The organism is Flavobacterium resistens, from assembly GCF_900182645.1.
Taxonomy (GTDB): domain Bacteria; phylum Bacteroidota; class Bacteroidia; order Flavobacteriales; family Flavobacteriaceae; genus Flavobacterium; species Flavobacterium resistens.
In genome coordinates this window covers 58,117-72,355 of record NZ_FXTA01000001.1, presented here as the reverse complement: position 1 = coordinate 72,355, position 14,239 = coordinate 58,117, and the positions used below count along the sequence as shown (strand labels likewise).

The following is a 14,239-nucleotide window of genomic DNA, read 5'->3' as shown; positions in this document are numbered from 1 at the left end:
TGAATGTATTGATTATTTAAAAGACATACCCATGATGAAAAGTAATTTCTAAAATTAATAAAGCTATTATTTTTTAAATGGATTCGAATTATTTTATTTCTGTTTTTTTTTAATTACAATTTTTTTTAAAACTAGAATAAAAAGAGAAAGGCTGCTTGTAATGAGCGGCCTTTCTTGTTATATTAAATTTTAGAATTCTAATTCTCTTTTACAAGATAAATTCCGTCTTCTTTTATTTCAATAAGTTTTTCCTTGTATAAAGCTCCTACAGCCTTTTTAAAAGTCTTTTTACTCATTTTCAATACCGTTTTTATATCTTCTGGATGCGAATTATCATTTAAACGTAAGAAACCGCGATTGGCTCTTAATTCATCTAGAATTTTCTCAGCATTTGGCTCAATACTCTGATAACCCTGAACTTGCAAAGCAACATCTATTTTATTATCAGGACGAATGTTTTTGATATAACCGCGCATTCTGTCTCCAGTTCGTATTGAATCATCATATACTTCATCTTTGTATAAAAGACCTTTGTGCTGTTCATTGATAATTACATTGATTCCGATTTCAGTGATATGAGAAACAATCAAATCAACTTCCTCACCTTTTTCAACCGTCAAATGATCATTGTTTAAAAACTGATTCGTTTTACTTGAAGCTACTAAACGTTTCGTTTTTTCGTCTAAATATAAATATACCAAGTAACGTTTTCCTTTTTCCATTGGGCGCGCCTGCTCTTTAAACGGAACAAGAATATCTTTTTCCATTCCCCAATCCATAAAAGCACCAACCTGATTAATGTAATTTACTCTCAAAAGTGCAAATTCATTCAACAAAATATAAGGTTCAAGTGTTGTTGCAACTGGTCGCTGTTCATGATCCAAATAAACGAAAACAACAAGTTCTTCGCCTATTTCAAATTCATTCGGAACATATTTATTTGGAAGTAAAACATCGTGAATTCCATCAGGATCTTTTTCAGGATTTCCCAAAAACAAACCCACTTTAGTATCACGTAATATAGTAAGTGTATTGTATTTTCCTATTTCAAGCATATTCTTAAATTTCTATGCTGCAAATGTACGAAGTTTGAGAATGGTAATCCGAAAAATGTTTTAGATAAAAAAAGAAGCATACATTATATTGTAGTTTATTCCTTTTGGTTAAATTTGGAAACCTATAATTAATCCCAAATCAATGAAAAAGACCATTATTTATTCTGCTTTTGCCTTTTTATTATTCACTCAGGTTTCTGTTTCTCAAGTCTCTGAAGATCCTGAAATAAAGAAAATGATTAGTGAAATCAAAGCTGAAAATCTTGAAGCAACAATTCATAAATTAGTTTCTTTTGGAACCCGCCATACTTTAAGTGATCCTAAAAATAAAACCAAGGGAATTGGTGCTGCGCAGCAATGGGTAAAATCGGAATTTGACAAATTTGCTTTGGAATCAAACGGAAGATTAACTTCTGAGATTGATTATTTCACCGTTAAAGCGGATGGAAAAAGAATTAATGTCGACAGTCAGATTGGAAATGTAATGGCTACTTTAAAAGGAACTGATCCAACAGATAATCGCGTTCTGATTATTAGCGGACATTTAGATTCCCGAGTTACAGATGTTATGAATATAAAGTCGAATGCGCCGGGAGCAAATGATGATGGTTCTGGTGTTGCTGCAGTTATTGAGTTGGCAAAAGTAATGAGCAAAAGATCTTTTCCAGCCACTATTATATTTGTTGCTGTAACCGGCGAGGAACAAGGTTTAATTGGAGCACGTCATCTTGCTGAAAAAGCGAAAGAACAAAACTGGAATATTGTAGCAATGCTTAATAATGATATGATTGGTAACAGTTTATCAAGCGGAACTAATTTAAGAGATAACACTCAAGTTCGTATTTTTAGTGAAACAATTCCGTATTTAGAAACGGAGGAAGAAGCTAAAATGCGTAAAGCCATAAGCCGTGACAATGATAGTCCTTCAAGACTTTTGGCTAGATACATTAAAACGGCTACGGAACAATATGTAGATCAATTGAAAGTAAAATTAGTATATAGAAATGATCGTTTTTTAAGAGGCGGCGACCATACACCATTTAGCCAAAATGGTTTTACAGCAGTTCGCTTTTGTGAAATGAATGAAAATTTTGATCATCAACACCAAGATTTAAGAACAGAGAACAATATTCAATATGGCGATTTGCCTGAATTTATGGATTTTGATTATTTAAGAAAAAATACTTGTGCTAATTTGGCAACCTTGGCTAATCTTGCTTCATCACCAAAAGCGCCAGAAAATGTTGGAATTGAAGTTAAAAAACTTTCAAATTCATCTACTCTGATTTGGTCAGCTCCAGAAGGAAAAGCGCAATATGGTTATCAGATTCTAATGAGAGAAACTTCATCGTCACATTGGGAAAAAACAATTTTTGTGAAAGATACACAGGCAGAAATTCCTTATTCTAAAGATAATTACTTTTTTGCTGTGCAGACTGTAGATGCTTTAGGCCATGCGAGTTTACCAGTTTTTCCAATTCCAATTAAATAAACAAACTAAAAAAATAAAAGCGCCAAATTGGCGCTTTTTCTTTTAATTCTTATTTGTAAACACTTTCTTTTTTAAAGTGAAGCGTCAATAAATAATAAATTACAGCTCTGTACTTGTGCTTATTAGCATGACCGTATTTCTCAATCACTGCCTTAATACCTGCATCTAAATCTGGACCGTCTTTCAATCCTAATTTTTTAATCAAAAAGTTTTTCTTTACAGTATCTAATTCAGATTGTTGTGAAGATGCAACTGTAGATGAATCTGCATTATAAATTGATGGCCCACAGCCAATCGTAACTTTAGTCAACAAATCCATGTTTGGTGTTACACCGCATTTTTCCTTTAAGTCTCCAGCGTACTTCTTAATTAATTCTTCTCTAGCGCTCATAATTTTAAATATTGGTTACAATTAATGCAGCCAAATTTAAAATTAAAAATGTTTGTTTTGTAAATTTTAACAAAATTTAACTTACAAAAAAAATTAATTCAATTCTTTAAAATATTGCTTCAGAATAATATCGTTTTGAGCTGTTGGAGTGAAAATTTCTAAGATAACCGGTGAATTATTATCAGCATATAAATCAGAAATACCTTTTTCCAGTGATTCGTTATCACAAGCTTGCACATAATTGAATTGATACATTTTCGCCAAATGTTCTGCTGTCAAATTGTGCGAGGTTTCAAAATAAGTATTAAAAACAGGTTTTTCTTCATGTCCAGGCAAAATTCTGAAGATTCCTCCTCCTCCATTATTAATCAAAATAATTTTGAAGTTTTTCGGAATGTACGAATTCCACAAAGCATTACTATCGTATAGAAAACTAATGTCACCAGTAATAAAAATTCCTTGTTTCTCACTTCCTACTGCCGCACCAATTGCTGTTGATGTACTTCCATCAATTCCACTCGTTCCTCTATTGCAAAAAACCTCAATAGAATCATCAATATCAATTAATTGTGCATAACGAATTGCCGAACTATTACTAATTTGTAATTGGATGTTCTTAGGAAGTGATTCAATTATTTTTTCAAAAACTTTAAAATCTGAAAATGGAATTTTCTTTAAATATTCTTCTTTTCTTTTATTTCTTAGACTATAAATTTTATCGATTTTCTTAAAGTAATTACTAACTACAAATTCTGTTTTTGGAAGCAGATCTTTAAAAAAATCATTTGGCTCCATTACAAAATGTTTACTTAAAGCATTAAATGTATTATATGCACGTAAAGTATCTATGTGCCAGTGATGTGCAGGTTTATACTTGCGTAAAAAAGCTTTAATACGTTTTGATACAATCATACCTCCAAAAGTGATTAAAACTTCTGCTTCCAACTCTTTAAAATCACAATCGTCAAATGGTGTAATTAAAGTATCTATGCTATTAATAAAACTCGGATGATGTAAGTTCGAAGTAGTTTCTGTAAGTACAACAATTGATGGATCGTTGGCGAAATTTTCCAAAATTTCCTGTTCTATAGAGTTTACTTCATTTATTCCTCCAATAAGAATTAGTTTTCTTTTAGCCGAATTCCAAATGGAAGCAGTTTCTTCGCTATTATCAATAATTTTGGTTGGAACTTCTTCTTCCAAAGTTGTTATTTTTGGCTGAACAGAAAGCGTTTCAACAGTTTCATACAAAGGCTCTTCAAAAGGCGCATTGATATGAACCGGACCTTTTTGAAGTATTGAAGTTTCAATCGCTTTATTGATTTTCAAATCATTTTCAACAGAAGCTTCTTCTGTTAAATTGGCATTAAAAACCGAATGATTTTCAAAAACATTTTGCTGACGAATCGTTTGCCCGTCTCCAATATCAATTTTGTTTTGAGGACGATCTGCAGAAATAACAATTAATGGAATTTGGCTGTAAAAAGCTTCAGCCACAGCGGGATAATAATTCAATAAAGCTGATCCTGAAGTACAAACAATTGCTGTTGGCATTTTAGTTTGTTGTGCAATTCCTAAGGCAAAAAATGCTGCACAACGCTCGTCGGCAATGCTATAACACTTAAAATTCGAATTTTGGGCAAATCCTATCGTCAAAGGCGCGTTTCTTGAACCTGGAGAAATAATGATATTAGTGATTCCTTTTGCTGAACAAATTTCGATAATGCTTTGTGCAAGCGGTATTTTGGGGTAAATCATTCCTGTAGCGTATTACTTTTTTAAAGAAAATCTAAAATTCAGCATTTTCTTTTACTATTACAAAGTTACAAACTTCGTATTTGATTTAACTTATAAATAGGAAGATATTAAGGCGCTTTTTAGAAAAAGGGAATATATTTGTAAAAGTGAATTTGTAATAAAAATATACTTCGTATGCGTTTCCTATATATTGCAGTACTTTTTCTTTCGTTGCAAACTGTAAAATCTCAAAATCAGTTTATTCCGGATGATACGCCGTATAAAACTGCATTGGAAAATGCGAAAAAAGAAGGGAAACCACTTTTTATAATGCTGTATGCAGATTGGTGTCCACATTGCAATCAAATGAAAAAGGAAGTTTTTAGTGATCCAAACGTGATGTCTTTTTTAAAAGAAAACTATATCTGCATCTGGAAAAACATTGAAAAAGAAGAAGGAATTGCGCTGAAAAACAAATACAACACCAAATCGCTTCCAACTTTTTTGTTTTTGGATGCCAATGAAACGCTTTTATATGCACTAAAAGGCGAAATGAAAACGCCAGAGTTTATGTCCGAAGTAAAATATGCACTGAATTCAAAAATGCAATTGCCGTATTTAGAAAAAGAATTCATGTCGGATCCAAGCAATTCAGATAAGTTTTTTACTTATTTAAACAGTTTAAAGAAAGGAAAAGACAGAACAGATTTGTCGCCGCCAACTCATGTTTACCTGAATACACAATCTGATGCACAATTAATCAGCGAAACAAATTGGAGAATTATTGCCAATGGCGTTACCGATATTAATTCGAGAGAATTTCAATTCGTTTTAAAACATCAAAAAGAATTTGCTGCTGTTGCATCTCAAAATCGTGTAGACCGCAAAATTGAAAGTATTGTAACCGAATTACTTCGCCCTTATGTAGATAATTTAGATACCGTAAATTATTATAAACAAAGAGAAGTTGCAAAATCAATCCGTCTTCAAAAAACTGATTCTTTGGTTTTTAAATTTGACCTGACATTAGCCGAAAGAACCGAAAAATGGCAGTTTTACAAAAAAACAACTTTGGAAAACACACAAAAATTAGTTTGGAACGACTCAAGTTTTTTGAAAGATATCGGACAAACGTATCTAAAACATATTAACGACACTGAAAGTTTAAAAAAATCAATTTTCTGGGTAAAACATTCGTTGGAAATTAATGATTCATACGACGGAAATTTATTGCTGGCCCGACTTTATAATAAAATTAAAGACAAAAAAATGGCGCTGCAATATGCCAAAGATGCCAAAGTTATTTGCACCGAAATGACTTGGAACCCAAAAGAAGTTGACACTTTATTAGCTGAATTAAACACAAAATAACCAATTAAAATTACCAATACATTTAACATGGAAGTACAATTAAGGCCAGCAACAGAAAATGATTTAGAAAAAATTCTAGCGATTGTAAATCATTCTATTTTGCATACGACGGCAAATTATAGTTATGACATTCAAACTCTTGAAGTGCAGACCAAATGGTTTGAAGATAAAAAAGCTAAAAATCTTCCTATTGTTGTTGCCGATATAAATGGTGAAGTTGTAGGTTTTGGAAGTTATGGTCAGTTTCGGGAAAAAATTGGTTATCAATATACGGTCGAACATTCTGTTTATGTAGTTGATAATGTTATCGGAAAAGGAATTGGGTCAAAATTATTGACTGAATTAATTCGTTTAGCAAAAGAACAAGGTTATCATGTTATGATAGGCGCAATTGATGCAGATAATGCTGGAAGTATTGCTTTTCATGAAAGATTTGGTTTTGTTGCAACAGGAACAATCCGCGAAGTAGGTTACAAATTTGATCACTGGTTGGATTTGGTTTTCATGCAGTTGATATTGGTTTAACCGCAATGAGCGCAAAGACTTACGCAAGGTTCGCAAAGATTAAAAAATAATTGCTTTTTTGTCAGGCTGATCGAAGTCGAAGTCCCGATTGCTAAATAACTTTGTGAGACTTCGACTTCGCTCAGTCTGACAGCTAAAAAAAATCCACAAACTTGAATTTCTCAAATTTGTGGATTTTTGGGTTTCGGTCTTATGATTAGCTTTTAATCCAATTGATAACTTCAGGATCTGTAACTAAAGTTTTAGGCTTAATTACTTTAACTAATTCTCCTTTTTCATTAATTAAATATTTTTGAAAATTCCATTCTACTTCAGAATCTTGCAAACCGTTTTTAGATTTTTGAGTCAAGAATTTGTACACTTCGCACATATCATCACCTTTTACAGAAACTTTGTCCATCATTGGAAAAGTTACACCATAATTCAGCTGACAAAAAGTAGCGATTTCTTCATTTGTTCCAGGTTCCTGCCCTGCAAAATTATTTGCTGGAAAACCTACAATTACAAAATTTTTGTCTTTGTATTCTTTATAAACTGCTTCAAGGTCTTTGTACTGAGGCGTTAAACCACATTTTGATGCTGTATTCACAATCAGTACTTTTTTTCCTTTTAAAGAAGCAAAATCAAAAGTTTTTCCTGATAAATCTTCAACCTTAAACTGATAAATGGTTTCTTTTGCCATAGCTTTCTCTGTTTTCGATTTTTTATTACTCGTTTGAGCCTGAACTTGTGAAGCGAATAAAAAAGCAACACTGCAAGCTATAAATACTATTTTTTTCATTGTTTAATTTTTTATAAAATTAGTTAAAATCTGATTTACAAAAAGGCTTTGGCAATTTTATTTTATATTAAAGATTCGTTAAAAAAATGAAGCCTAACGTTAATCAGACGTTAGGCTTCCCCCCATACAAACAAATCAAACCATGAATTAATTATTATGCCTTATTGCGTTTTCATAAATTAAAGTGAGACCTTGTAAAAGAGCTTTAATCTTTATTCGGGCTCGTATTGTATTTTATAGTATTTCATATTATAGTTGATGCCTCTCGGTTATGGTGAAAATTAATTTTAAACCCTAATTCGCATTTTCATCTGATTTTTCAATGGCGTATATATGTGGATAATTTTACTCGTTTTTAAATTGAAAATACTTGCTTATAAATAAATTTTCTATTTGGAAGTCCGAGGACACCAACTATTAAACTTTAATCATTAAATAATATTCTTCAAAACTTCAAAATGAATATTCTGAATATCTTTTTTTAAATCATTTTTACTGAAATTCATAAGTGCCAAAACATTCGTAAGAGCAACAATCAATATTTTTAAAATATTTATCTTATTCATCGTCATATTTTTTATTTATTGAGATTTTATTTACGTTTTCAACTTCAATGAAATTTATTTTTTCTTAATGATTATAGAACTTTCAGACAGCTAATTTTTAGATTTTCCCTGTTAAATCAAGGTTTTTTGCTATTATTCTGCATCTTAATTTTCTTATATAATAGCATTTACGTAATTGGATGAATTTTGGTTTTAAAAAATCGAAAAAAAATTAAAAAAAAGTTGATTTTTTTTCCAAACCCTTATGTTTCTTAGGTTTTTGGCTGTTAAAAAATTTATAATTTTCACAAAAAAATAAAGTATCTTTATCTCAGGTAATAAAATAATGTGATATTAATTATTGTTTAAGCTTTAAAATCCCAATCTATGAGTCAAGAAGAATTATTAGTTTTAATTTACAAAAAAGACGAAAGAGCTTTTACCCATTTGTACGACATGTACTCGAAAAGTTTATTCTCGGTCATTAATGTACTCATCAAAAATCGCGAAGAGGCCGAAGATGTTTTACAGGAAGTCTTTGTTAAAATCTGGAAAAACATCGATTCTTATAACGAAAGTAAAGGCCGATTTTACACCTGGATCCTTAATATTGCTAGAAATACTTCTATCGATACATTAAGATCCAAAAATTTTAATAACACTCAAAAAAACCTTTCATCCGATAATTTCGTAAATCTGTTAGATGACAGTAATAAATTAAGCAATAAGCTTGATGCAATTGGAATCCAAGAGTTCGTAAAGAAACTAAAACCAAAATGTATCGAAATTATTAATTTATTATTTTTCAAAGGATATACCCAACAAGAAGCTTCAGAAGAATTGGCAATGCCATTGGGGACTATCAAAACACAAAACAGAAACTGTATTAATGACTTAAGAAATTATCTAAAAATATAATGGAAGCACAAGAATATATTGAATCAGGGTTATTAGAACTGTATGTATATGGTTTATTAACCGAAAAGGAAAACATAGAAATTACCGAATTAGCTAAAAAGAATCCAGAGGTCGATGCTGAAATAATTTCGATAGAGAAAGCTATTGTTGCTTTATCGTCAAGCTTCGCTCCTTTCCATTCTGTAGCTAATTTTGAAAAAATCAAAGCAAGACTAGAACTTAAACATGGCAAAGTAGTCGACATGAAGCCAGCATCAAACTGGTCGCAATATGTTGGCTGGGCAGCTGCTGTACTTTTATTGTTAGGTTTAGGATATCAGACTTTAGAATTGACAAAAACGAAAGAAGCAATTTCTACTGTTGGAACTGAAAAAAACAAAATTGAAAGAGATTTTGCTTTTTTAAGTCAACAGAATAAAGAAACTGAAAAAAGTTTAAACATCGTAAGAGACATCAAAAATACTGGTGTAACACTTGGCGGTCAAGCAGTTTCTCCAACCTCTTTTGCAAAAGTGTATTGGAATAAAGAAACTAAAACAACTTATATTGATGCGGCTGGTTTGCCAAAACCTCCAAAAGGAATGGTTTATCAAGTTTGGGCATTGAAATTAAGTCCGGTTTTAACTCCAACAAGTATTGGTTTACTGAGCGATTTTGAAGGAAATTCAAATAAAATCTTCGCTGTAGATCGTACAAACGAAGCTGAGGCTTTCGGGATTACACTTGAGCCTGCTGGCGGAAGTTTAACACCAACAATGACACAATTGTACACTTTAGGAAAAGTTTAAAATTAAACGTTGCATAAAAACAAAAAGCGCATATTAATATGCGCTTTTTTATTATTTTTAATTGATTAATAACCAAATACCACATCATGAACGGAAATTTACTCTTAAGAATTGCAGTTTCAATTATTCTTCTCACGCATTCTGTTTTCGGAATGTTTAATAATGGCATTAATGATTTTGGAAATTTATATTTAAACCAAATTGGTTTTGCTCCTTTTGGCGTTTTTCTGGCTTGGAGTATTAAATTATCTCATGTTATTGCGGCTGTACTTCTACTTCTTAATAAATATATTAAGCTCGCAGGTTTTGTAACGATTTTTGTTTTAATAATGGGAATTGTATTAGTTCATTTTAAAGAAGGTTGGTTTGTTGTTGGCGGAGGAAGAAATGGTGTTGAATATAACTTTCTGCTGATTGTTGTTTTGCTGGCAATTATGTTCCCGAATGGTTTTAAGAAAGTACAATCTAATTAAATTATCATAATGGAAATAATCTGTAAAAATTGTCATCATGTTTTTAAAGGGCATTATTGCAGTAATTGCGGACAGCCTTCGGCAACTCATAAAATAAATATTCATTTTTTATGGCACGATATTCAACATGGTTTATTACATTTTGACAAAGGAATTACATATTCTTTAAAACAGCTTTTTACGAGACCAGGACATTCAGTACGTGAATTTATTGAAGGGAAACGCGTCAGGCATTTTAAGCCGCTTTCTTTGGTTGTTGTTTTGGCAACACTTTATGGAGTGCTCTATCATTATTTCGACATCAATACATTTCCCGATTCAGTTGATAAAACTTTAGATTATCATGAATTTAATGAATGGGTCGCAACGCATTTTTCGTGGGTAACGATTGCTACAATTCCCATTTACACAATTGGAACTTATATTGTTTTTAGAAAACAGGGATATAATTTTGTTGAATTTTTTGTCTTAAATACTTTTAAAGCATCTCAAAGACTCTTTGTACAAATTTTGACATTTCCAATATTGCTTTATTTAAATGGCACATCAGAAATTCAAAAATTTTCATCAGCAACTTATTTCATCGGATTGATATTGATATTCTGGACTAACATTCAGTTTTTTAATAAAATTTCAAAAATAAAAGCTTTCTTTTTAAGCATATTAAGCCATATTATCTTTCTAATTTGCTTTTTTATCGTCGCGGCGATTGTACTTGCAATTATGGGTAAATTACCGGTTTAAATATTTTATTCTGATATAAAAAAAGGTTCAGTGTTTACTGAACCTTTTTTATTTGAATTAAATAATTACCCCAATAAATTATTTCTTCTTTACTTTTTTAGTTTTATAATATTTACGATACTTCGGATACGTTACAGCACCAATTACTGCAATTGTAGCCATTGAGTAATAAATCCAATTTAGAGAATGCGCCTCTCCGCTTGCGTATGAATGCAGACCAACTAAATGAAAGTTTACTCCATAATACGTGAACAAAATCGAAATAAAGGCAAACATAGTCATTAAATTGAAAAACCATTTTCCGCGTAAAGCAGGAACAAAACGAGCATGAATTACAAACGCATAAACCATAATCGAGATTAAAGCCCATGTTTCTTTTGGATCCCATCCCCAGTAACGTCCCCAGCTTTCGTTTGCCCATTGTCCGCCTAAGAAATTTCCAATAGTCAGCATGATCAAACCGATAGTTATGGACATTTCGTTGATATAAGTGATCTCTTTAATATTCAGTTCCATTTTAGCTTTGTTTTTCTCCGTTGTAAAGAAAATCAATACTAATGATACAAAACCTAGAATCATTCCTAATGCAGTCGGGCCATAACTAGCTACAATAACAGCAACGTGAATCATTAACCAATATGAGTTAAGAACTGGCTGTAAGTTTGCAATTTCCGGATCAATCCAGTTCATGTAGGCAGCCATTAAAATCATCGAAGTAACAAAAGCAGATGAAGCAACGGTTAATTTTGATTTTCTATCAAAAGCCAAACCAAAGAACATTGTTGACCAAGCCACATATACAATAGCTTCGTACGCATTACTCCAAGGTGCGTGACCCGAAATATACCAACGTGCTATTAATGCTATTGTATGAATCACAAATAACAATCCAACTATAACATGGAAAGCGTTTACTGTTATACGAAGCCATTTTTTCTCAAAAAAGATATTAAGAATCGTAAAAGTAAGCATCAATATTGCTACAGTAATATACCAATAAGGCAATTTTTGAAGAACATCATATTTGTTATAAGCAATCTCAGCATCAATTTTTTGCTCGCTTGGACGAACTTTTGCGCCAAATTTCTTTTGAAAACCATTAATACTTTCTACCAATTGGTCAGCCGTATCCCAATTTTTAGAAATAGAACCGTTGTTTAAAGCACTAAAATATAACGGAAGAATTTGCTTTACATAAGTAGAATCCATTCCTTTAAAATTGCTGTTCTCACGTTCTAAGAAAGAAACCCATTTATTGTTTGGATCATTTGGAACAGGGAAAATTTTTAAAATGCTTCCGCTTAAAGCGGATTCCATTAAATTTACTTTTTTATCCGTTTCAATATAATCTTTCTCAAATTGATTTGGATTTCCTGCTTTATAAGCAGCATCTAAATAAGGTGACAATTTATAATTTCCATTTTCATCGAAAAATTTTACAAATGGAGCATATTGATCCTTCGAATCAATTCCGATAATTTTACGAATACTATCATTCCCCATCTTTATATAAATAATCGGGATCTGTATCCAAACCTGAGCATATTGCGTCATAGATAAAAATACCTGATCAGAATTCATTCCGTTGTATTTATCGTTATGGCTTACTTTTCTAAGCAATTCAGATGAAAAAGTATTAATTGGTTTCATTCTTCCTCCCGCGTCCTGAATAATCAAGCGGCCAAATTTAGCGGCATGAGCTTCTGGAGCTTTATAAATTGTCAATAACGAATCTAATTGCTTTTGACTTGGCGGTGCTACAACATGATTGGCGTGATCGTTTGGATCAGCAGTATGATTATGATCGTGATCATGCGAATGAACATGAGGATTTTGCTGGGCAAAACCGCTCAAACCAATCATTAAAACAAGAATAGTAATAAACTTTTCTTTTTTCTTTTTAACACTTTCAAGTTTACGTTTTAGATCTCCAAAACGAGAATGCTTTGTAAACATAATAGCCATCAAACCGATGTAAAGCAGAAAATATCCAAAATAAGTGATATTAGTTCCCCAGAAATCATGGTTTACAGATAAAACAGTTCCTTTTTCATCTGGGTCAAATGAAGACTGGAAAAAACGATATCCTTTATGATCCAAAACGTGATTCATAAAAATATCGGCATCAAAAGTTTCTGTAGAATCTTGAACTGTTACTTTACTTTTAAATGCCGAATAACTTTTCTCAGTTCCTGGATATTTATCAGCAATAAAATCATTCAATTTTACTTTAAAAGGTAAAATATAAGCTTTGCTTCCGTAAAATAAGCTGTATTCAATTTTACCAATTTTAACCGTTTGAGGCTCTCCTATGCTACCTTTAGAACCTAAAAGACGAACTTGTTTCTCTTGTCCATCAGCTTTTATTTTTACAAATAAAGCATCAGTATGTGATTTTGCTTTAAAGTCGTTACTTGATTCATAATCCACAACTCCTTTAACAGCTGGATCTGGAAATACAATTCTAATATCGCCTATGCTGTATAACGAACGCATCATTAAAGGTTGTACATTATCTTTTGTAACAGTTCCTTTCAATTTATCGGCCATTCTCATAAATTCACCTTCAAATGGTGTTTGAATTGTGTATTTATCTCCAGTTGTATTTATATTAATTGCACCATCAGTTTGTTTATTTAAAGCAAACAAAACGTTGTGGATATTTTGAACTTCACCTTCTTTCAAGAAATGCTCTTCACGTCCGCCAGCTCCAGCTTCGACTAATTTTAAATAAAGTGTTCCTTTTGGATCTGGTTTGATAGTTTCTTTAGCTCCCATGATGTAGTTTACATAACTCACTTCAAAAGGAGTTTCGTCAAACTTTCCAGAAAGTGTAAAATCATTATTAGTTACTGGCGACAATAAAAGGTTTTTGTCAAAAACTCTTCGTTTCATTTCACCTTTATATTCTCCGTCAGCAAAAACGGTTATAAATGTCTTATCTGAATAAATTTGATTTTCTGCAGCGCCTTCGCGAATTGGCATCATTCCTTCATAACTAATATAACGAGTAATAAAAGCCCCTAAAATGATAAAAACAAAAGCTAAGTGAAGTAATAAAGTAGCCCATTTTTCTTTTTTAAGCAATTGGTAACGTTTGATATTTCCAAAGAAATTTAGCATGAAAATTGCCATTATAGCTTCAAACCACCATGTATTGTAAATTAAAATTCGGGCAGTATCTGTGTTGTATTTACTTTCGATAAAAGTTCCAACACCCATTGCAATTGCGAATGTTAAAAAAAGAACGGCCATTAAGCGTGTAGAAAACAAAAAAGAGAATATTTTTTTATCCATTTTTGAGGAATTACATTGTATAAAAGTGCCACAAAAGTACTTAAAAATGTTGACTTCCAATATTTGTCATTTGTTAATAAAAACTAAAATATGGCATGTTTTTTTATTGAAACAAAGCTTTT

The 14,239-nt window shown here is 31.5% G+C and carries 13 protein-coding genes; 7 read left to right on the top strand and 6 right to left on the bottom strand.

Annotated elements, in window-relative coordinates; genetic code table 11:
- Nucleotides 1–197 precede the first annotated feature (197 nt).
- Nucleotides 198–1,055 carry a CvfB family protein gene (locus FN795_RS00320; protein WP_035643656.1) on the bottom strand — a complete coding sequence of 286 codons (858 nt, stop codon included), beginning with the start codon at nt 1,053–1,055 and terminating at the stop codon, nt 198–200.
- Nucleotides 1,056–1,197: 142 nt separating this feature from the next.
- On the opposite strand from FN795_RS00320, the gene FN795_RS00315 reads away from it, so the two are divergent.
- A complete protein-coding gene (locus tag FN795_RS00315) occupies nt 1,198–2,547 on the top strand; it encodes a M28 family metallopeptidase (protein WP_142448747.1) in 1,350 nt (449 codons plus the stop codon).
- 49 nt (nt 2,548–2,596) lie between these two features.
- Here FN795_RS00315 and FN795_RS00310 read toward each other — a convergent pair whose 3' ends face one another.
- The gene (locus FN795_RS00310) at nt 2,597–2,938 is read right to left on the bottom strand and encodes a DUF2853 family protein (protein ID WP_142448746.1); all 342 of its coding nucleotides are present in this window, start codon (nt 2,936–2,938) and stop codon (nt 2,597–2,599) included.
- A gap of 93 nt (nt 2,939–3,031) precedes the next feature.
- A complete protein-coding gene (gene menD / locus FN795_RS00305) occupies nt 3,032–4,696 on the bottom strand; it encodes a 2-succinyl-5-enolpyruvyl-6-hydroxy-3-cyclohexene-1-carboxylic-acid synthase (protein ID WP_142448745.1) in 1,665 nt (554 codons plus the stop codon).
- A 174-nt stretch (nt 4,697–4,870) separates the two neighbouring features.
- On the opposite strand from menD, the gene FN795_RS00300 reads away from it, so the two are divergent.
- Both FN795_RS00300 and FN795_RS00295 read left to right on the top strand, forming a co-directional pair.
- Nucleotides 4,871–6,046 carry a thioredoxin family protein gene (locus FN795_RS00300; protein WP_142448744.1) on the top strand — a complete coding sequence of 392 codons (1,176 nt, stop codon included), beginning with the start codon at nt 4,871–4,873 and terminating at the stop codon, nt 6,044–6,046.
- 27 nt (nt 6,047–6,073) lie between these two features.
- The gene (locus tag FN795_RS00295) at nt 6,074–6,571 is read left to right on the top strand and encodes a GNAT family N-acetyltransferase (RefSeq protein WP_142448743.1); all 498 of its coding nucleotides are present in this window, start codon (nt 6,074–6,076) and stop codon (nt 6,569–6,571) included.
- 196 nt (nt 6,572–6,767) lie between these two features.
- On the opposite strand, the gene FN795_RS00290 is transcribed toward FN795_RS00295, so the two are convergent.
- On the bottom strand, nt 6,768–7,352 hold the full coding sequence (locus FN795_RS00290; RefSeq protein WP_142448742.1) for a glutathione peroxidase: 585 nt from the start codon (nt 7,350–7,352) through the stop codon (nt 6,768–6,770).
- 431 nt (nt 7,353–7,783) lie between these two features.
- Nucleotides 7,784–7,918 carry a hypothetical protein gene (locus FN795_RS21600; RefSeq protein ID WP_262711377.1) on the bottom strand — a complete coding sequence of 45 codons (135 nt, stop codon included), beginning with the start codon at nt 7,916–7,918 and terminating at the stop codon, nt 7,784–7,786.
- 366 nt (nt 7,919–8,284) lie between these two features.
- Here FN795_RS21600 and FN795_RS00285 point away from each other — a divergent pair, with 366 nt between their 5' ends.
- From FN795_RS00285 to FN795_RS00270, 4 genes are all read left to right on the top strand, one after another.
- Nucleotides 8,285–8,815 carry an RNA polymerase sigma factor gene (locus FN795_RS00285; RefSeq protein ID WP_142448741.1) on the top strand — a complete coding sequence of 177 codons (531 nt, stop codon included), beginning with the start codon at nt 8,285–8,287 and terminating at the stop codon, nt 8,813–8,815.
- A complete protein-coding gene (locus FN795_RS00280) occupies nt 8,815–9,603 on the top strand; it encodes an anti-sigma factor (RefSeq protein ID WP_142448740.1) in 789 nt (262 codons plus the stop codon). The genes FN795_RS00285 and FN795_RS00280 overlap by 1 nt, the downstream gene beginning before the upstream one ends.
- An 86-nt stretch (nt 9,604–9,689) precedes the next feature.
- On the top strand, nt 9,690–10,076 hold the full coding sequence (locus FN795_RS00275) for a DoxX family protein (RefSeq protein WP_142448739.1): 387 nt from the start codon (nt 9,690–9,692) through the stop codon (nt 10,074–10,076).
- A 9-nt stretch (nt 10,077–10,085) separates the two neighbouring features.
- Entirely contained in the window at nt 10,086–10,820 is a 735-nt protein-coding gene (locus FN795_RS00270; RefSeq protein ID WP_142448738.1) for a DUF3667 domain-containing protein, read from the top strand.
- Between the two features lie 78 nt (nt 10,821–10,898).
- On the opposite strand, the gene ccsA is transcribed toward FN795_RS00270, so the two are convergent.
- A complete protein-coding gene (ccsA, locus tag FN795_RS00265) occupies nt 10,899–14,117 on the bottom strand; it encodes a cytochrome c biogenesis protein CcsA (RefSeq protein WP_142448737.1) in 3,219 nt (1,072 codons plus the stop codon).
- Nucleotides 14,118–14,239 lie beyond the last annotated feature (122 nt).

Bases quoted from the DNA above. Each gene is read 5' to 3' on its own strand.
- FN795_RS00280 (WP_142448740.1), top strand. From the start codon at position 8,815: ATGGAAGCACAAGAATATATTGAATCAGGGTTATTAGAACTGTATGTA.
- FN795_RS00275 (WP_142448739.1), top strand. From the start codon at position 9,690: ATGAACGGAAATTTACTCTTAAGAATTGCAGTTTCAATTATTCTTCTC.
- FN795_RS00295 (WP_142448743.1), top strand. From the start codon at position 6,074: ATGGAAGTACAATTAAGGCCAGCAACAGAAAATGATTTAGAAAAAATT.
- FN795_RS00320 (WP_035643656.1), bottom strand. From the start codon at position 1,055: ATGCTTGAAATAGGAAAATACAATACACTTACTATATTACGTGATACT.
- FN795_RS00300 (WP_142448744.1), top strand. From the start codon at position 4,871: ATGCGTTTCCTATATATTGCAGTACTTTTTCTTTCGTTGCAAACTGTA.
- FN795_RS00290 (WP_142448742.1), bottom strand. From the start codon at position 7,352: ATGAAAAAAATAGTATTTATAGCTTGCAGTGTTGCTTTTTTATTCGCT.
- FN795_RS21600 (WP_262711377.1), bottom strand. From the start codon at position 7,918: ATGAATAAGATAAATATTTTAAAAATATTGATTGTTGCTCTTACGAAT.
- FN795_RS00315 (WP_142448747.1), top strand. From the start codon at position 1,198: ATGAAAAAGACCATTATTTATTCTGCTTTTGCCTTTTTATTATTCACT.
- FN795_RS00285 (WP_142448741.1), top strand. From the start codon at position 8,285: ATGAGTCAAGAAGAATTATTAGTTTTAATTTACAAAAAAGACGAAAGA.
- FN795_RS00310 (WP_142448746.1), bottom strand. From the start codon at position 2,938: ATGAGCGCTAGAGAAGAATTAATTAAGAAGTACGCTGGAGACTTAAAG.
- FN795_RS00270 (WP_142448738.1), top strand. From the start codon at position 10,086: ATGGAAATAATCTGTAAAAATTGTCATCATGTTTTTAAAGGGCATTAT.
- ccsA (WP_142448737.1), bottom strand. From the start codon at position 14,117: ATGGATAAAAAAATATTCTCTTTTTTGTTTTCTACACGCTTAATGGCC.
- menD (WP_142448745.1), bottom strand. From the start codon at position 4,696: ATGATTTACCCCAAAATACCGCTTGCACAAAGCATTATCGAAATTTGT.